Annotated in this window: 16 protein-coding genes and 1 other RNA gene; 16 read left to right on the top strand and 1 reads right to left on the bottom strand. The window is 35.2% G+C overall.

Going from position 1 to position 19,508, the window contains the following annotated elements; genetic code table 11:
* Positions 1-44 precede the first annotated feature (44 nt).
* Complete coding sequence (locus HCQ94_RS03870) at positions 45-2,612, top strand: hypothetical protein (RefSeq protein WP_166982069.1); 2,568 nt, start codon at positions 45-47, stop codon at positions 2,610-2,612.
* A 586-nt stretch (positions 2,613-3,198) separates the two neighbouring features.
* Here HCQ94_RS03870 and rnpB read toward each other — a convergent pair.
* Positions 3,199-3,539, bottom strand: an RNA gene (gene rnpB, locus HCQ94_RS03865) — RNase P RNA component class A.
* 81 nt (positions 3,540-3,620) lie between these two features.
* On the opposite strand from rnpB, the gene HCQ94_RS03860 reads away from it, so the two are divergent.
* The 15 genes from HCQ94_RS03860 (at position 3,621) to HCQ94_RS03790 (ending at position 19,392) form a co-directional block, all read left to right on the top strand.
* Positions 3,621-5,693: an HAD-IIA family hydrolase gene (locus HCQ94_RS03860; protein ID WP_166982066.1), complete on the top strand. Its 2,073-nt coding sequence runs from the start codon at positions 3,621-3,623 to the stop codon at positions 5,691-5,693.
* Between the two features lie 89 nt (positions 5,694-5,782).
* Positions 5,783-6,616 (top strand): TlyA family RNA methyltransferase, encoded by an 834-nt coding sequence (locus HCQ94_RS03855; protein ID WP_166977802.1) that lies wholly within the window; start codon positions 5,783-5,785, stop codon positions 6,614-6,616.
* A 1-nt stretch (position 6,617) separates the two neighbouring features.
* Positions 6,618-7,496: an NAD kinase gene (locus tag HCQ94_RS03850; RefSeq protein WP_166977800.1), complete on the top strand. Its 879-nt coding sequence runs from the start codon at positions 6,618-6,620 to the stop codon at positions 7,494-7,496.
* A complete protein-coding gene (recN, locus tag HCQ94_RS03845) occupies positions 7,489-9,159 on the top strand; it encodes a DNA repair protein RecN (protein ID WP_196373599.1) in 1,671 nt (556 codons plus the stop codon). Before HCQ94_RS03850 ends, recN begins: the two co-directional genes overlap by 8 nt.
* 12 nt (positions 9,160-9,171) lie before the next feature.
* Positions 9,172-10,368: a putative cytokinetic ring protein SteA gene (gene steA, locus HCQ94_RS03840; RefSeq protein ID WP_166977796.1), complete on the top strand. Its 1,197-nt coding sequence runs from the start codon at positions 9,172-9,174 to the stop codon at positions 10,366-10,368.
* Positions 10,369-10,384: 16 nt separating this feature from the next.
* A complete protein-coding gene (locus tag HCQ94_RS03835; RefSeq protein WP_166977794.1) occupies positions 10,385-11,329 on the top strand; it encodes a copper transporter in 945 nt (314 codons plus the stop codon).
* A 139-nt stretch (positions 11,330-11,468) separates the two neighbouring features.
* Complete coding sequence (locus HCQ94_RS03830; protein WP_166982060.1) at positions 11,469-12,374, top strand: hypothetical protein; 906 nt, start codon at positions 11,469-11,471, stop codon at positions 12,372-12,374.
* Positions 12,367-14,163: a murein biosynthesis integral membrane protein MurJ gene (gene murJ / locus HCQ94_RS03825; protein ID WP_166982057.1), complete on the top strand. Its 1,797-nt coding sequence runs from the start codon at positions 12,367-12,369 to the stop codon at positions 14,161-14,163. Before HCQ94_RS03830 ends, murJ begins: the two co-directional genes overlap by 8 nt.
* 35 nt (positions 14,164-14,198) lie before the next feature.
* Positions 14,199-15,332 (top strand): glycosyltransferase family 4 protein, encoded by a 1,134-nt coding sequence (locus HCQ94_RS03820; RefSeq protein ID WP_166982054.1) that lies wholly within the window; start codon positions 14,199-14,201, stop codon positions 15,330-15,332.
* An 80-nt stretch (positions 15,333-15,412) separates the two neighbouring features.
* Positions 15,413-17,119, top strand: coding sequence for a CTP synthase (gene pyrG / locus HCQ94_RS03815; RefSeq protein WP_269775643.1), 1,707 nt, complete (start codon positions 15,413-15,415; stop codon positions 17,117-17,119).
* A 517-nt stretch (positions 17,120-17,636) separates the two neighbouring features.
* Positions 17,637-17,885, top strand: coding sequence for an immunity 17 family protein (locus HCQ94_RS03810; protein WP_166977786.1), 249 nt, complete (start codon positions 17,637-17,639; stop codon positions 17,883-17,885).
* A gap of 465 nt (positions 17,886-18,350) precedes the next feature.
* On the top strand, positions 18,351-18,515 hold the full coding sequence (locus HCQ94_RS03805; protein WP_196373598.1) for a hypothetical protein: 165 nt from the start codon (positions 18,351-18,353) through the stop codon (positions 18,513-18,515).
* Positions 18,516-18,542: 27 nt separating this feature from the next.
* Positions 18,543-18,785 carry a hypothetical protein gene (locus HCQ94_RS03800; protein ID WP_166982051.1) on the top strand — a complete coding sequence of 81 codons (243 nt, stop codon included), beginning with the start codon at positions 18,543-18,545 and terminating at the stop codon, positions 18,783-18,785.
* Positions 18,786-18,882: 97 nt separating this feature from the next.
* Positions 18,883-19,131 carry a hypothetical protein gene (locus HCQ94_RS03795; RefSeq protein ID WP_166982048.1) on the top strand — a complete coding sequence of 83 codons (249 nt, stop codon included), beginning with the start codon at positions 18,883-18,885 and terminating at the stop codon, positions 19,129-19,131.
* Between the two features lie 84 nt (positions 19,132-19,215).
* Complete coding sequence (locus HCQ94_RS03790) at positions 19,216-19,392, top strand: hypothetical protein (RefSeq protein ID WP_166982045.1); 177 nt, start codon at positions 19,216-19,218, stop codon at positions 19,390-19,392.
* Positions 19,393-19,508 lie beyond the last annotated feature (116 nt).

Below are 19,508 nucleotides of genomic sequence, written 5' to 3'. Positions count from 1 at the left end.
TAGGATGTATTTATAATGAGTATCGTTTAAGAGAAAGTAAGCTTATGACTTACATAAGTAAAACAAAAGCTATAGCAGTTGTAGTTACAGTTATGCTTATAGCAATTTTTGGAATAATTGGCATGCAGGCTATGAAAGCTTATGCTGATAACAAAATAATTTATGTTACATCTGGTTCTGATTCCTCCATTGATGGGGATGGAAGTCAGTCAAATCCTTATCAAAGTTTTAAATATGCTCTTCAAAATGCTGATGATGGTGACACTATTAAAGTTATTGGAAACATTGTATACACTGAAGATTTAGGTACTCCATTTGATATAAACAAGGCAGTAACAATTGAAGGTGAAGGAACTACTCTAACTTTTAGAGGAATGAATGTTCAACTATCTAAGGATGTTGTTTTTAGAAATATAACTCTAAATGTTACCGGTGAGGGTGGTAACGAAGGTAAGATTTATGTTTCTGATTACTCAGTTACCTTTGACAATGTTTCAACAAAAATTAGCGATATACAAAGTGCTGAAAGACCTATAATTATAGCCGGAACTTATGGGCATAAAATAGCAGGAGACCATGCTAAAATCAATATTTTAGGTAATAATAGAGAAACTAAATTTACTAAAATTATTGCTAATGATGAAGATGAAGAGAAAGTAACGCCTACTACTATTAATATCGAATCAGCTGTTGCTAGTGTTAGAGAAGGAATAGTTTTTGGTGAGAACTATGAGATATCTGGAAAAGTGTCGGTTACATCTGTTAGTCCATTTATCACAGGATATTTTGGTGGTAGTTCAACTGATAACGAATTGACATTGAAGAATGTAAATGTTCAAGGTCTTACTACTTATAGGTTGAAAACACTAAACTTAGTTGACTCAAATGTTTCTATAACTAATGGTGATAATATTATTGAAAACCTAAACCTTAATAATTCTAAAATAACTTTTGATGAAACAACTGAAATCGTTACTACATCAGGTACAGGTCAAATACATATTCCACCTGATGCAACTTTGATAGTAGATGGTTCTCACGATATTAATGTAGGCGTGGTTGTAGATAACACTCCAGATACTACTTCTATTGCTGGATCTGACATATTGTTACTTATAGGTGATATGGTTGAGAATGGAAAAACTTTGGATAAAAATGATCCTGCCATTCTTCCAGATATAAGGCTAGATTCTCCTACTATTGATAAGTATAAAGTGGTTAAAAAAGAAGACAGTTACACATATACATTGTCTAAAACTCATAGTGTATTAATTGAAGTTCTTGAAGATACAAACGGTACTGGAAATCTAGACGATTTTGAGAGTATATATTCAGATTTCGTAGACTATGATGGAGATAATGTTGACCAGTATCGTACAAATTTGCTAGGTCATTCAGAACTTGAAGGAAAAGTAATTACAAACTACGAAAATCCAACCACTGAAAATAACGCAGACGGCGAGCTTTCACATATAACTTGGATTGCTAAACCTGTTGGTGAATTGGTAATTGTTGTAAATGGCTCTTTATGGGAGCTACCGTTTACTATTGAAAGAACAAATGATACTCAAATAGTTAGTTACTCAGTTAGTAAACCTGAAAATGGTAGATTTCTAAAAGAAGACGGTAAACCGTTTGAAGAAAGTGATTATGACAAGAAAATTGTAGTTACAGGTGACGATATAGCTGGAACTATAAAGTTGCGTTTTGAAAAGGTACATCCAACAAATCATACAGTAAATATTGTTTACACCTTTGAAACTAATGAAGTTTCTAGGGACACTTTGACTGTTCTTGATGGGCAAGATGCTAAATATTCAGTACCACAAGCACCGGAAAACGCTGATTGGGTTTATGAGATTGCTGAAGGTGCTGATTTGTCTGCTTTGAGTAATATAACTAAAGATATTACTATAGAGCTAAAACTGGTAAAGAAACAAAAGACTCCTCCTAATAACTCTAATGACTCAGATAACGATTCTGTGACTCCAAATAAAAAGTATGAAGTTACTTTGAATTATGAGCTGGCAGGTAAAGTAGTGCATACTGAAACTCAAGAAGTTGACTCTGGCAGTAATGCTGTTGTGAACTTACCGAAAGCTGAGAGTGGAGAATACAAGCTACACAAAGAATTCGATAGTTCAGTTTTGGAAAATATTACTGAGAATAAGACAATAAGAGTAAAAATTACTCATGTTATTCCAATTAGTGCTTTAACACCAGCAAAACCAATTGCTGAGCCTAAGCCTGATACACAGCCTGATTCTGATTCCGAGATGAAGCCAAAACCTGAAGTACAGCCTACTTCTGAGTCAAAGCCAGAAGTAGAACCGAAGTCTGACTCAAAGCCAAAACCAAATACAGCTGGTGACGAAGACTCAAAAGAAAAGCTATCTCCTTCTGGTAAGAATCAGCCAATGGGTGAAACTACACCAGATAAGGGTGGTAAAGGTAACGCTACTTCTAGTGAATCTAAGATGAAATTAGTAAAGAAACAAGATGATAAACTAGCTAATACAGGTCTAGATATAACTGCTTTGCTATTTGTTATTTTCTTATCTTTTGCTTTGGGAGTTAGTGTTAAAAATATTAGAAAACAAGCTAAACGCTAATATTTACTAGGAATATAAACCATTTAAAATTATGTGGGATCTTGCTTTTATAGGTCCCACATTTTATATTGAAGCTTATATGAGTATATGGTCTACTTAGTAGTTTTTAGAAAAAGTTGTATTTTCGTTGGAAAAGGTAGCTGTTTATTTTTACTTTAAGCTGTTTTGATTCAGATACCAAATAACATAGTTTTACATTATTTTTGCTAGTTGCAATGGTTATACAAGTATTTTACGAGAGTATTTTAAGCGTATTTATCTTGCATATAACACTAAAGATAAATAGTAGAATTCCTGTTCTTACATTTAAAGTGGCTATTCTAAAATTAGGTGTAAAATCTAGTGCGTTTTTACCTACTACTAATTATGTGAAGTAAAAAACTGTAAGTTAATTGTAATGATTGAATAAAGTAGCAATAGTAGCATCAATATAAGACCTAAGCTCAAAGAAGAACTTACAAGTAAGATATGGGAACGATATGAAAAGGAAACAGTGAGTTTTTCATATTAGAACTCACTAATTTAGTCAAAGTACTTATAGAAAATACAGCTTAAAATAAGCGTGGAGCAATAAAAATATCACTCCACGCTAAGTCGACCTATACGCCGGGTTCTGTACCTAAAAAGGCGGTGATCATCTATCTAGGGTTAAAAACCTCAAGCAACCTACCCACATACTCGTCAAAAGCTAACTCAAACGTATGCTTACTTGGTCTTGCTCCCAGTGGGGTTTACCATGCCATAACTGTCACCAGTTATGCGGTGAGCTCTTACCTCACCTTTTCACCCTTACCTAAAATCAGGCGGTTTATTTTCTGTGGCACTTTCCTGCAGGTCACCCTGAGTGGGCGTTACCCACCACTGTGCTTTTGTGGAGCCCGGACGTTCCTCGTATATAAAGATACACGCAATCACCCAGTCAACTCGTAAATAGTTTACCATTAGCAGTTATAGATTTATAATTCTTTTGTATCTTAAAAAGTTTTATGAAAGAAAACGTGAGGAAAAATGGCAGGAAACGATTTTAATAACAGAGGAAGATCCTCACAAGGTAAAAGTTTTAATCGTGGTTTTTCTAGTTCAAACTCTTTTGGAAGAGATGGAAGAACTATACGCAATAATGATAGAAACAACGATAAACAATATTCTAAGCAAAATAACGACAGTAATAGAAAGAATAGTAGAAACAAGTTTGACAGAGATAACTATTCTAAAGACGGATATAAAAAGAACTTTTCTGATAAAAAATATGGTTCTGAAAAGCCATACGGTAAAAACAATAATCACAGAGATAGTTTTGCGAAACCAAAACGTGGCGAAGGACGTAAGAAAGAATACGATAAGTCTTATAACAAAGATGATCGCTACGAAAATAAACATATGGTTGAACCAGCTTTTCCTTACGAAATCAATCCTAGCGATTTAGACAGTGCAGCAAGAGCTCAACTTAGAGGCTTGCGTAAAGAAGTTGCTGATAATGTTGCTAAACACCTAATATTTGCAGGACAAATAATTGATGTAACTCCTGAAGAAGCTTTGGCTCACGTTAATTTTGCTTTGAAGTGTGCTAGTAGAGTTCCTATAGTTCGTGAGGCTATGGCATTATGCTCGTACCAATGTGAAAACTTTGCTCAAACTTTGCGAGAATTACGCGCTTATGAAAGACTAACTGGAAAGAAAACTCTACCGTCAATTGAAGCTGACTGCCTAAGAGCAACAGGTAAAATAAATCAAGCTGTTGAATTAATTTCTGGTTTGAATATGAAAGCTCTAGACATTGCTGAGCAAGTAGAAGTAATAATAGTTTCTGCTAGTATTCGTAGCGATATGGGACAACCAACACTAGGTATTAATATTTTAGATAACACGCTAGCTAGTCCTCATGTTGAAGAAAACTTGAAATATCGTTTACTTGAAGCAAAAGCTAACTTACTAGAACAAATGGGAGAAAGTGAAAAAGCTCAAAAAATACTAGATGAATTACCTCAAGAAGAAAGCGAAATATTTGACCTTGACGAATATACTGAAGGGGAAAATACTAGCGGTCTAAGAGGAAGTGATATCCCTTTATCGACTCTATATGATTTAGCTCTATTCGACTTAGACGGTGTATGTTTTAGAGGAATGCAACCGGTAGAAAATGCTTCAAATGGAATAAATGAAGCTCGTGAAAATGGTATGAATATAAGGTTTGTTACCAACAATGCTTCAAAAACACAAGAACAGGTTGCTGAAAAACTGCAAAGTTTTGATATTCAAGCCGATAAAGATGAAGTTATGACTGCGGCAATGGATATTGCTCACATAATGGTTGAACAACTTCCTGAAGGTGCAAAGGTTCTAGTTATAGGTGGAACTGGACTACGTAAACCAATCAGCGAGGCAGGGTTTGAAATCGTAGAATCTTATAAAGATCAACCAGAGGCAGTTGTACAGGGCTTCGATCAGTCGATAACTTGGGAAGATTTGACTCAAGCTGCGTACAGTATTGAAAACGGAGCACAATACTTTGCATCAAACATTGACTCAACTTTACCTACAGAACACGGTATGGCTTTAGGAAACGGTTCTTTAGTAGCAGCAGTGCAACACGCTACTGGCAAGAAACCTATATCTGGCGGAAAGCCTTTCCCAGGTATTTTTGCCCGTGCAGTACAAACTTGTGCAGATGCTAAATATCCAATTGCTATTGGGGATAGGTTGGGCACTGATATAGCTGGTGCAAAAGCTGCAGGATACCCTTCAATGCATGTTTTAACTGGCGTAAACGATGCCCGAGATGTTGCTTTTGCTTCTGTTGAGAATCGTCCAACATATTTAGCAATAGATATAACTGGTTTGGCAAAGACTCATCCTTATCCAGTTTTAGATGACAACGGATACTATGTATGTGATGATTCTGCAAAAGTTAGAGTAATTGATGACGGCTTAGTTGAAATAGATGGTGAAATTTTAGAAGAAGAAACAACTATTTCACTAAATACTTACCGTTCATATGTTGCTGCTATTTGGGATGCCAAAGATAACAGAGGTATCCGTGTAGATAGTCCAAAAATCAATGTCGTAAATACTATAGACTAGGTTTTGAAATTATCCACAAAACAGAAAATACCTCTTATTTCATCTATATTTTCTGCGTAATATAGTATTACGAGTGAAAAGGTATGAATATGGCAAAGCTTACAAGAATTGATGCTGAACTAGTCAGGCGAGGGCTTGCTCGTTCTCGTCAGCATGCCTTACAACTTATAGTTGATGGCTTAGTTTATGTTGACGGAGGTCAAGTTACTAAGCCTGCTCGACAAATTAGTCCAGCACAAGCCGTGGTTGTAAAAGAATCTGCTGAGAATGACTATGTGTCAAGAGGAGCTTTTAAACTAGCTGGAGCTTTAGAATATTTAGGGGAAAAAGCCCCTAACATATCTGGAAAGCTTTGCCTTGATGCTGGTGCATCAACAGGAGGATTTACCGATGTATTGCTTAGAAATAATGCTGAAAAAGTGATAGCTGCAGATGTGGGATATGGGCAACTAGCTTGGAAATTACAATCCGATTCTAGAGTCATCGTTAAAGATAGGACTAATCTTCGCTATATAACTAAAGCTGACTTAGAATATACGCCTGAGATAATTGTTGGTGATTTATCTTTTATATCTTTGACTTTACTCATTGAACCTTTAGTTGGTATATCTGCTAAAGAGTGTGATTTTTTACTAATGGTAAAACCTCAGTTTGAAGTAGGTAAGGAAAAACTACCACATGGTGGTGTTGTTAAAAACCCTAAAGACCACATGGAAGCAATAAAGACTGTAGCTCAGTGTGCTATAGAAAATGGTTTAAAAATTTACGCTGTTGCTCCAAGTCCCTTACCTGGCCCTAGTGGAAATGTGGAATATTTCCTTGCTATGAATAAGTCTTTCGAAAATGGCTTAGAAAGTGATAGATTAGATAAAGCTATATATGAAGCTGTAAAAAATGGTCCAATTGGGGATAGGTTGAAATAATATGAGACGCGTTTTAATGGTAGTGCATAAAATGCGTGATAGTGCTAAAGAATTAGCTATCAAAGCTACACGTGAACTAGCAAATTATAATATTGAAGTCATATCTGTCGATGACTTAGAATGCAATAAAAATATGGACTTTGAGCTAATTCTTGTTCTAGGTGGCGATGGTTCCATACTTTCTTCAGCTCATTACGCTAGGGAATATAATGTTCCACTTATCGGTATAAATTTGGGTCATGTTGGATTTCTAGCTGAGATGAATCCAGAAGATATATCTACTGTTGTCGAAAAAATAGCTAATAAAGATTACACAATTGAAACTAGAACTACTATTGAAATACGGGTTCAAAAACCAGATGGAACGATTGAAAAGAACTGGGCTTTAAATGAAGCTGCTTTGATTCGTAAAGATAACTTACATCCAGCTTATTTGAGCGTAGGTATAGATGGCGAACCTATTTCAACTTTTGGGTGTGATGGCGTGATTTTTGCGACCCCTACAGGTTCTACTGCTTATGCTTTTTCTGTGGGGGGACCGGTAGTATGGCCAGGAGTAGATGCTTTAGTACTAGTTCCATTAGCAGCACATGCTTTGTTTACTAGGCCTCTAATAGTTAGTAGTACATCTAAATTGCAAGTTAGCGTACTACCTAACCAATGGGATAATTTGACAATATGCTGTGATGGTATAAGAACAATTGACGTACCTGAAGGGTCACAAATATGTGCTATTGCTGATAAAACACCTATCCAAGTAGCACGTATGAACGATACTCCTTTCTCAGCAAGACTTGTAGCTAAGTTTAATCTACCTGTTAATGGCTGGCGTGAATCCTCAACGAATACTTCAACGATTGAGAAGAAAAACAATGATTGAAGAAATAAATATTGAGAACCTAGGCGTTATTAAAGAAGCTACCATTATTCCTAGTGAAAAAATGACTGTTATTACAGGTGAAACAGGTGCTGGTAAGAGTATGCTTTTAAACAGTATCAAGATGATATTGGGTGGCAAAGCAGATTCAAAAATAATCAGATCTGGCTGTGAAGAAAGCTATGTAGAAGCAATTTTTCGAGTAAGCGATAACTGTGACTTTCTAAAAGCAATCCAAGACAATGACTACGATATTGAAAACGAAAATGTAATATTTGGTAGAAAAATATCTACTAGTAAAAAATCCAGAGCTTATATTAACGCTAAAACAGTACCCTCAGGAGTTTTACAAGAATTAGGTAACAAAATAGTTACTATTCATGGTCAGCAAGATCAGATGAGATTAAAATCTGCACAAGCTCAGCGTCAAGCTATAGACGACTATGGCACAAATGAGCATAAAGTAAAGCTACAAGAATACTATCAGGCTTATTTGAATATTAAAAAACTTCAAAATGAATATAAAACTATTCAACTAGAAGCACAAAGTACTTCTATGCAAAATGAAGTATACGAGTCAGTATTGAAAAAATACGATGAGTTACAGATACAGCCAAATGAAGATGAAACTTTACGTAAAATAATTGATTCAAATGCAAATCTTGCTGATATAAGTAAAAATTTACAATACGTAAATTCAGTGTTGTCTAATGAAGACACTTATAAAGGAATTTTAGAACATTTACACGAATCTAAAACAATACTGGAGCATTTTTCTTCACAAAATTACGAAATAAGTAACTTTTACAAGCAAATAAGCAGTATTTATATTGATGTGAAAGAACTACACTCAAGTTTAAACCAATTTTTATCTAGCATACAATACAATCCTCAAGAGATAGAAAAAGCTAATATACGTTACAACAATATAAGAAAGCTAATGAAAAATAGGGCTACGACTACCCAAGAATTAGCTGAATGGATTGAAGAAATTCGCCGTAAATACGATGCTTATGAAAATTTAGATTTAAAACTTGAAATCTTGATTACTGATATTCAAAACGCTAAAAAAGTATTAGTGGAAAAAGGAGAAATATTAGAAGAATCTCGTAAGAATTTAGCTAAGGTTTTCAGTGAAAATGTTACTGCAGAGCTACATACTTTAAACATGAAAGATGCTGTATTTAGTATTGAGTTCATACCAAACCCTAAGCCTACACAAAATGGTTTGAATGAGTTGGTGATGAAGTTTACTTCTCACCCTAATATTGCCTCTCAGCCTATAGCAAACGGAGCATCAGGTGGTGAACTCTCCAGAATAATGCTCGCTATTGAAGTAGTTTTAGCTAAAAAGTCTCAGACAGGAAAACAAACCTTTATTTTTGATGAAATAGATGCTGGAATTGGAGGCGAGGCTGCATTACAAGTGGGAAATCGTCTTAAAGAACTGTCAAAATCACATCAAGTTATAGTAGTAACACATCTACCACAAGTAGCTGCATATGGTGATATTCACTATAAAGTTGGTAAAATGTTTGATATTACGAGTGTAAAAGAGATAAAAACTAGCGAACGTGTAATAGAATTAGCTAGAATGCTATCAGGGAAGAAAGATTTACAGGCAGCTAAAATGCATGCAGAAGAACTACTACGTTCTTTACAATAAGAATCTCAGGAAGTGAAAGTGTTTAGAAGAAAGCGACCTACAGCAACGCTCAATAACCAAACGCGTGTGCGTGTAGACGAACGAACGAAGAACTTAACTAAGCGTCTTGAAAACGGCGAAGTAGCTGTTATAAACCACGTAGATTTAGATCGTGTTTCAGCTGAAGCTTTAGTTAGATGTAAGCCATTGGCAGTCCTAAATGTAAAAAAGTCAATATCAGGCAGATATCCTAATCTTGGTCCACAGATTTTATTAGATGCAGGCATTCCTCTAATTGATGATCTTGGTCCTGATATTATGCAACTTACAGAGGGACAGTATGTTCGTATCGATGGCAATACTATTTACTCTGATGATAAGTTGATAGCTGCTGGAGTACTACAGACTCCTGAAAGCATTGAAGAATCAATGGAACAAGCACGTGCCGGTCTATCAACTCAGATTGAAGCTTTCGCAGCAAATACAATGGAGTATATGCGTCGAGAAAAAGATTTGTTATTAGATGGTGTCGGTGTTCCTCAAATTAAAACTAAATTACGTGATAGGCACGTTCTTGTTGTAGTTAGAGGATATAACTACAAAGAAGACTTGGCTACACTTAGACCATATATACGTGAATATAAGCCAATTTTGGTTGGTGTAGATGGTGGTGCTGATGCAATCTTGGAAGCAGGGTTAAAGCCTGACATGATTGTTGGAGATATGGACTCTGTTTCTGATAAAGCGCTGACTTGTGGGGCTGAAATTGTTGTGCACGCTTACCGCAATGGCAAAGCTCCTGGTCTTGAACGAGTCGAAGCACTAGATGTGGATTATGTTGTATTTCCAGCCACAGGTACTTCTGAAGATATTGCAATGCTTTTAGGTGACGAAAATGGGGCTGAGCTAATTGTAGCCGTTGGTACTCATGTCACTTTGATTGAATTTCTGGATAAAGGCCGTGCTGGAATGGCATCTACATTCCTAACTCGTTTACGTGTTGGATCTAAGCTGGTTGACGCTAAGGGTGTATCAAGGCTATATCGTTCCAGAATATCTTCTAAACAACTATTCTTGTTAGTAGCCGCAGGTTTGCTTGCACTAGGGGTCGCAATTGTATTTACACCATTTGGGCAAGCATTACTAGGTATTGGCGGTGCGTGGTTAGACAACTTTATTAACTTTTTGAGGGGAGTAGTAGGTTTAGCTCCTCATGTACCTACAACGTAAGAGAGAATGAATAAAAATGATTGATTTTCGTTACCATATTGTTTCTTTAGTATCAGTATTTTTAGCCCTTGCGGTAGGTATTGTTTTAGGGGCTGGGCCTTTACGTACACCGCTAGGTGACACTTTATCAGTACAGGTTGATTCCATACGTTCAGATCGTGATGCTACTCGTAAACAACTAGAGAACTCACAAATTGATGTGAAGAATCGTAACGCATATATTAGTGCTATGGCTGAGGACATTTTGCCAAACACTTTGTCTGATGTGAAAGTCGCTGTTGTGGCTTTGCCATACGCTGCAGATGAAGACATCGATCTTGCTGTAGAAAACCTTTCAAAAGCTGGTGCTAAAGTAGTTACTAAGGCAAAAGTTAAAAAAGAGTGGACTGTTGCTAAACAGCGTCCATTCCGCACAAGTTTGTCAGGTCAGTTAACTCAATATTTGAAAGAAAAGCCTGAGCATGATGCTAGTGTGGACTCAGTATTTGCTAAAGCACTACTACAGATTTTGACTTCTAAGGAAGAAAACAACAGCTTGCTTTTGAACTTACTAGTTGATTCATCTCATCCAATGCTAGAAATGTCAGAAGTTTCTGAACCAGCTGATGCTATTGTCGTGTTAGGTCCAAAGAACTTTGAAAATCAGCGCGATGTTTTAGGTAAGAAAATTTCTATTTCAAACGATGATTTAGAGTCTTTGCTTTCATTTGATACTGATTTTTCAAAAGTTCTAGTTCAAGCACCTAAGGGTGGAACAGTATTTAGTGACGCTGTTGATGATACTGATTTCTTGACAAAGCTTAGAGCCAAGGAAAAGATATCAACTGTAGATAGTGTCGGAACAGTTATTGGTTCTACAAGTCTACCTATCGCACTATCTAATGCTATAAATGGAACAAAAGAAAACTATGGTGTCCAATCAGGATCAGACATAGTAGTTCCGAAAAAAGTGAAGCATTAATATAAAAAATAATATATTCCTCATATTTTAAATGCTCTTTCGAGTTTTATCGAGAGAGCATTTTTATTTGCACTATAATATAGAATATAATTTCTTGAAGTAAGTATAATTACTTGTAATGCATGGCAAGAGGTATGAAATGGCTAAGAAACATAAAAGAAAAAATAAACCTAATGGATTTTTGAAATCTTTTTTATTTTCTAGTCTCACCACTACACTTACGCATAAAGCGTTGGAAACTATAATAATTCCTAAAACTAAAACTAGTAAATTTATTCGTAAAAACTATGCAAATCGTGACGTTAATTTATATGGTGGTATAGTTACTGGTACTAACTTAGTTATAAATGCTTTACCAATATTTAGAATATATAACCGCAAAGCCTCTAAAGCAATGCTCGTTGCTACTTCTATGAGTACAGTATCTGGATTAATCGATGATTTAGATAATGGCAAGAGCGAGGGGGATACGAAAATAAAAGGTTTCAAAGGACACCTTGCTGCATTATCTAAGGGGAGAGTAACCACAGGTGTGCTAAAAATTGTAGGTATCTCATCAGCCTCATGTATAGCTTCTTTCATACTAACTAATAAAACTCACACTCATAATAAGAAAAAAGATAACTTAGTCTACGTTTACGATTATCTACTAAATGCTGGAATAATTGCTTCCACTGCTAATTTGCATAACTTATTAGATTTACGTCCCGGACGTTGTTTGAAGTTTTCAGCTCTTATGAATGCTAGTTTGTTGTTTTCTAATCGTAATACAAGAAATATAGCTATAAGTAACTTATGTACAATATCGTCATCTTTGCCATCAGATTTGTCTGAAAAAACAATGTTAGGTGATACTGGTGCTAATGCTTTAGGTAGTAGTGTTGGTGTTGCAATTGCAAGTGTTAATAAACGTGGAATAAAATCGCTCGTTGCACTAGGTGTGCTTGCTTTGAATTTACTTAGTGAAAAAGTTAGTTTTTCTAAAATCATATCTTCTAATAAAGTATTGAAAAAATTTGATGATATGGGACGTATCCATGAATGAAAAAATGCAAATTTCAAATATGGATAACTCAAAAGACTCTGCTGATAGTGATGCCTTAGGTACTTGTCCTAGCTCTAGCACCTCTCATCCTCAGAAAAACAAAGGTTCTTCAAGCAGTAATGTTTTAGAATCTGAAAGCTCATTGCATAGTACAGACGATGTAAAGGGTAGTGAGCAATTATCCAAGCAGATAAAAGGAAATGCTGTAAAAGGCTTACTTGGAGCTATTGGAATAATAACTTTTCTTACAATTCTATCTCGAGTAATTGGTTTTCTAAGATGGATTGCTCAGGCTTCATATGTTGGTACTGGTAGTGTTGCCGATGCTTATGCCAGTGCTAACCAAATTCCTAACGTATTATTTGAAGTTGTTGCAGGCGGGGCTTTAGCTGGTATTACCATTCCGCTATTAGCTATTCCTATTTCAAAAAAAATGCATGGTGAAGTAAACAGAATTTCTTCTGCTTTACTATGCTGGACATTAGCATTGCTTGTTCCTATTGCTTTAGCGTTATTTTTTGGAGCTGAATTCGTAAATTCCCTTTTACCTGTATCTAAAGGTAGCGATCAAGAAATGCAATCTGCTCTTACTGTGTTGTTCTTGAAAATTTTTGCTGTACAGATTCCTTTTTACGGTATCGGAGTTATTTTTACGGGGATTTTGCAGTCTTATAAAAAGTTCTTATGGCCTGTTTTAATGCCAATTTTATCTTCATTCGTAGTTATCACTACCTATTATCTTTTTGGGTATTTTACTGCAAATATTACTAATCCTAAAGACATTTCTTCTGTGTATATCTACTTATTAGGATGGGGCACAACTTTAGGTGTATTCATGTTGAGTATGCCTTTAATTATTCCTATATATAAGTTAGGAGTTCGCTTCACACTGACATTTAAGCTTGATTCTGTTATGGTAAAGCACGCTTTTGCTTTGGGATTTGCTGGAATTGGTGCGCTTATTGCTCAGCAAGCTAGTGTTTTTACAACGCTGTTTTTAGCTAAAAGTGGTGGGGAAATTGGAACTTTGAATATTTTCCAGTACACTCAAGCAGTATATGTTTTACCTTATGCTATTCTAGCTGTGCCTATTGCTACAGCTGTTTTCCCCTATATAAGCGAATATGCTGCTAATAACGATAAGCATTCTTTTGCTAATATTTGTGTAGGATCAACTAACTTGCTTGTATTTTTGTCTGTTCTAGGTATGACTGGTCTGATGGTAACTTCACGTGGTATAGAGGGGGTATTTCAAAAGCTTACTCCTGTAGATGGTATGGGATTATCGCTAATATATATGTCACCTGGGCTAGTTGGTTTTGCTTTAATATTTCATATTTCAAGGTGTTTATATGCCATAAAGTCACCTACTAAAGCCCTAATAAGTACGGTAATAGGATGGGTAAGTGTAATTGTTGCACAAATAATTTTTGTACATTTGTTTGCACCTTATGGCGGTGATTCTGTAAATACTTTGCTTGCTTTAGGTATTGGTCAAAGCATAGGTATGTCAATTGCAGGTATAATGTTGTTAATAAACCTTAGCAAAGAAATTGAAGTGAATATTTTATTTAGTGTTATGAAGAATGTTATAAAGGTTTTTCCTTTCTTTGCTGTAGGCACTGTATTAGCTTTATACGTAAGTTCTACCATATTTACAGGTAGTGACGTTATAAGTTCTTTATTGAATGCTTTTACTAGTGCTTTGGTATTATTGCTGGTAGTTTTACCAAGTATTTTTGTACTAGGAAGTAACTTTTATAAGCCTTCAAAATGGACAAATAAGTAATATAGTAGATGATATAAGATGTTAGGTAGTAAGTTATGAAAGTTTTACAAATAGTAGGTCATACAACAGGTGGTATTGGTTCTCATGTTAAATCTTTGAGTGAAGATCTTGATAAAGTTGGAGAGCAAGTACATATACTATGTCCTGAGGAAGTTGCTAAAACTTTTAAAATAAAAAACTGCACTACTGTTTGGCCTAGTTTGGGCTTTTCTATTAAAAAAATAACTTCTTTCATAAGAGCAATGAAAACTTTCCGACACTATGTTGCTTTAAGTGATATTGTTCATGTACATGGTAATCAGGCTGCTTTTTTCGTTTTATGGGCTTGTCGTAAAACTGATAGATATAAAATAGTCGTAACTTTGCACAATAAAATTATTTTGAGTGGAGTAAAAGAAATTGTTTCACGTTTTACACGCTCTATTGTTGCTAAACACGCTAATATTATGTCAGCTGTTTCCTCTGATTTGGTTGAAGAGGCTGAAAAATATGGAGCTAAAAATACTTTTATAGCGCCGATTTTTGCTCCGAGGGTTACACAACTATTGGGAGAAAAAGATTTTTCCCTTGATGAACGTCACAAGAATTTTGCTGAACTAGTTGAAAGTTTCAGCGAAGAAGATAAACAATATTTTGATGTTTCCAAACCTTTAATTTTGAGTGTGTGTAGAATAGCGCCACAAAAGGCAATAGATGATATTGTGCGTATTGCAAATACTGATATTGACGCTAACTTTGTGGTAATTGGTGATGGTGATGACTCTATTTTGAAAGAGCTAAAAGACTTAGATACAGGTAATAAAGTATTTTTTGCTGGTAGACGTGAAGACGTAGATGTATTCTTGAGGGCTGCTGATGTTATGCTGCTAACTTCTAAATGGGAAGGGTGTCCTTTAGTCTTGCAAGAAGCGATGGCAACTGGTCTACCTATTATTTCTACTTTTGGTGGAGGAATTCCTGATTTAGTATACGATGCTACTACCGATTTAAAGGGTGGTATTTTATGCAATGTAGGTGACTGGCAAAATATGGGATTATCACTGAGAATTTTACTAAATGATACTCAAATGTGGAGTAAATATAGCGAATCTGGACGAAAAATAGCCCATACTTGGAAAGATAGATGCGATATAGCTTTATTTTGGCAAAAACTTTATTGGGATTTGTAAAAGTAGGTGTGTAACTGTTGAGTATTTATTACTCAATGGTTAGAGTTTTCTTGAGTGTTGTGATAAACTGGAGTTCCATGATGAGAAGTTCAAATAATAAGTATTGTGGCGATAAAATTCCTAGCCATATTTTTGTTACAGGTGGCGTTGTTTCTTCTTTAGGTAAGGGCTTAACTGCTTCTAGTTTGGGTGCTTTACTTCGTGCTCGTGGCTTACGAGTAGCAATGCAGAAACTTGACCCATATATTAATGTTGATCCAGGTACTATGAATCCTTTTCAACATGGTGAAGTGTTCGTTACATATGATGGTGCTGAAACAGATTTAGATATCGGACATTATGAACGTTTCTTAGATGTAGAACTATCAGGTAACGCCAATTCAACCACTGGTCAAGTGTACCAAAATGTTCTTGCTAAAGAACGACGTGGTGAATACCTAGGGGACACAGTTCAAGTTATTCCTCATATTACCGATCAAATTAAAGAACGTATGCGTTCACAGGCTTTCCCAGAACAAGGTAAAGAAGCTCCAGACGTTATTATCACTGAAATTGGTGGTACTGTGGGCGATATTGAATCTTTGCCGTTTTTAGAAGCTGCTAGACAAGTCCGTCAAGAACTTGGTAGAGATAACTGTTTATTCGTGCATGTAGCTCTAGTTCCATATTTGCCAACCGCTGGTGAGTTAAAGACTAAGCCAACTCAGCACTCAGCTGCTTCTTTACGTTCAATTGGTATTCAACCTGATGTACTTATTTGTAGAACCGATAGAGAACTTCCAGAGGGTATTAAAAATAAGATTGCACTAATGTGCGACGTAGACCGCAATGCTGTTATTACTTGTAAGGACGCTGCATCAATATACGATATTCCATCAGTGCTAAACCGTGAGGGACTGGACTCTTATGTAGTCAAACGTTTAGGTTTGCGAGCAAATGACGTTGACTGGAGTAAATGGAATACTTTGCTTGAGCGAGTTCATTCTCCTAAGCACGAGGTAGAAGTTGCATTAGTTGGTAAGTACATTGATCTACCTGATGCTTATTTGTCTGTAACTGAGGCTTTGCGTGCTGGTGGATTTGCTCACTGGGCCAAAGTAAAGATTCGTTGGGTTACCGCTGATGACTGCGACACTCTAGAGGGTGCTACTCGTGTTTTAGGTGGTGCTGACGCAATTTTAGTTCCTGGTGGTTTTGGTAACCGTGGAATTGATGGCAAGATTGGTGCTTTGCGTTGGGCTAGAGAAAACAAAGTTCCTACTTTGGGTATTTGTTTAGGACTACAGTGTATGGTTCTAGAGGTTGCTCGAAATCTTGCTGGTTTGGAAAAAGCTTCATCTACAGAATTTGATCCAAATACTTCTGAGCCTTTGATTGCAACTATGGAAGAACAGCTTGCTTTTGTTGAGGGAGCTGGAGATCTTGGTGGTACTATGCGTCTTGGAGACTATCCAGCACTTTTGGCTGAAGATAGTGTTGTTGCCAAAGCTTACGGTGAAGTAAACGTTAGTGAACGTCATCGTCATCGCTATGAAGTAAATAATCAATACCGCGATGCTATTGAAAAAGCTGGCTTGCGTATTAGTGGTACCTCTCCAGATGGTACTTTGGTTGAGTACGTTGAGTTACCAGCAGATGTACATCCATATTATGTTGCTACTCAAGCACATCCAGAGTTTAAATCACGTCCGACTCGTCCGCATCCTCTATTTGCAGGATTGATTAGGGCAGCTTTGGATAGACAGCAAAAGCTTTTTGCTTCATCTAACCCAGCAGAGATTGACTAATTCTTGAGTTTTGCTGAAACTTTATGTGAGAAAAAGGACGGGTTCCCGTCCTTTTTTCTTTGTTTAATGGCTTTTCCTACTGGAAGTTGCTGAACTTGTATAACGTACTTTAGATTTTGAGAAACTTTACTACATAACTACGATTAAGCAATTATAAATAATAATGAAAATTAGGAAGCGAACAATAGGGGATAGAAAGAGAATAGTATATATCTAGATTTAAATAAAAATATTAAATATGAAAAGTGTAAATACTATCGCAGAGTTTTGCTGAGTCAAATATATAGATATTTTGAAAAGCATATGAGTGACAAACTCATAAATTTATAGTTTGAACGGTTAGACAGGGAGTAACATTTAGCTTACAAAGTGATTAGCAAAGTATTTAGAATGTTTTTTAAGTTTTGTAAAAGTTTGTTTATTCAAATATACTTGGGCTTAGTAAAACTGTATAAACTTTGAATACAATTTATAACTTATATAGTGAAACAACGATGTTAGTATAGAGAAATAAATTATGGATAAAATAACTGAATTATTAAAAAGTTATTACCAATTTCCACTTATGGGTTTTGGAATACTTGTTTTAATAGCAGCTATACGTGACTGGGACTGGGTAGTTAGAAAAAATCCAAGTGGTAGAAATAAAACTATTCCTTGGATAATTTTGTCTATTTTTGGAGAAAAAGGGTATCGTGTATTTTTAGGTATAATGGGTATTGTGCTAGTTATAAGCGGTATGGGTCTTTTTATCCTAAGTAAGTAAATAAACGTGTTTAGATAGTAATTGTGGTGTAAGTTTCCTAAAAATAGTTCATTATTATTGTTTTTGATAGAGAAATAAAGTAGGAAAATACGTAGCTTAGAATTGATTATTAAAATAATATGTAAAGATACTCTTAAGTAGTAAAAATTATTTATTTACCAGATAATGGCTTGTACATATTGGTACTAATATAGCTTAAAGACAGAAACTTGATGTGCAATAGGTAAAAGTTGATTTTATGATACGGTACATAAATAGTAAGATATATGCTGACCAAGTAGTTATGAGACGCTAATAAAATCAACAATTGAGCAAGCTTTCATAATGGGAATAAGTATGTCTAAAGAAAAAGAACTAGATGTGTTAGTAAATAAAATCAGCTATCTTCGTGAGAATAATTATTTCCAAACCTCACGCGAAGAAATGCATAAGGCATGAGAAGAACTAGTTAAAACACTAAAAGAGTTGGAAGTTTTTCTGATACACACTCTAGAAGAAAACCCTATAAACGTTTCTGCTATATCTACACTTGCTTCTGTAAAGTTTGAAATCGAAAGAAGTGCTGAAAAATCAATAAGAATCCTTGAAAGTTTCTATGACAAATATAAGTTACAAATGACAAATACTTAAATAGCTCAGCTTGCTAGCAATATTGCTGTGTACTTTCGTGAAGAATATCTTTTAGATGATGTAGATAGATGGCTTGATATAGCTATTGGTACTGGTAAGGCTTTACCTGAAAGCTATTATGGAAAAGCTTATCTTGAGTTTATAAGATGGCAAAATGATTTTAGAGGTGGGGAAGTCCTTAGACAAGGCCATGATTTCCAAAAAGCTAAACTGTATTTCGAAAGAGCTAAAAATTATCTTAAAAAGGCTGTAGAACTAGAAGGCATATAAGTATGAGTACTCTTATGCAGTTTCGTTTTGTATGAGTTAAGATTTTATACAGGGTAAAGAACAGGTTGAAAACTTGCTTATAAAATATCCCAATAGAATGAACCTACTGCTCGCATTAGCATACACGTATTTAAAATTAGGAAATAAAGAAAAATCTTACTTATATTTAAAACAAGTTAAGGCAGGAATAGATGATAAATATAAAGTTTATACGAATGATGAGATCGAAAGCTATGAAATAACAGACTTATATTTTGAGCTGGAAGAATATGATGTATTTTTAGAAAAGACAAAAGATGATGGCTATGCTTTGACCAGCTGGGAACACAGTTTTTTTGTGGTATAGTTTGTGGGTTTTAGGTAGAAAAGAAGAATATAAAGTTAAATAGCACAGACAATAAATGAAGCTAAAGAAGAACTCATAGAAGAAATGAATGAACCTTTAGAAGCATTTGATAATGCGGAAGAAAAACATCTCTATATAAAAGAATGTGAAGCAAATATTGAGACTTTAAAGCTTATTGATTGCAAGATTTGTGAAGAAAACTACAAGCCAAAGAAAAATCTGTGTTTATATCCAATTTATGAATGTTTTATGCCTAATTGATAAGAGATGGGAATTCGAGAAATATTAGTATAAAAAAGTAAAGTAGAAAGAAAGTAAAGGTATAATAGTCTTATTAGTAAATACATCAAGCTAAACTCCCACAATAAAAATACAGT

The sequence above is a fragment of the Actinomyces sp. zg-332 genome, from assembly GCF_011751945.2.
Lineage (GTDB): Bacteria > Actinomycetota > Actinomycetes > Actinomycetales > Actinomycetaceae > ZJ293.
Note: the sequence above shows the minus strand (reverse complement) of the source record. Positions and strands in the feature narration are given on the sequence as shown.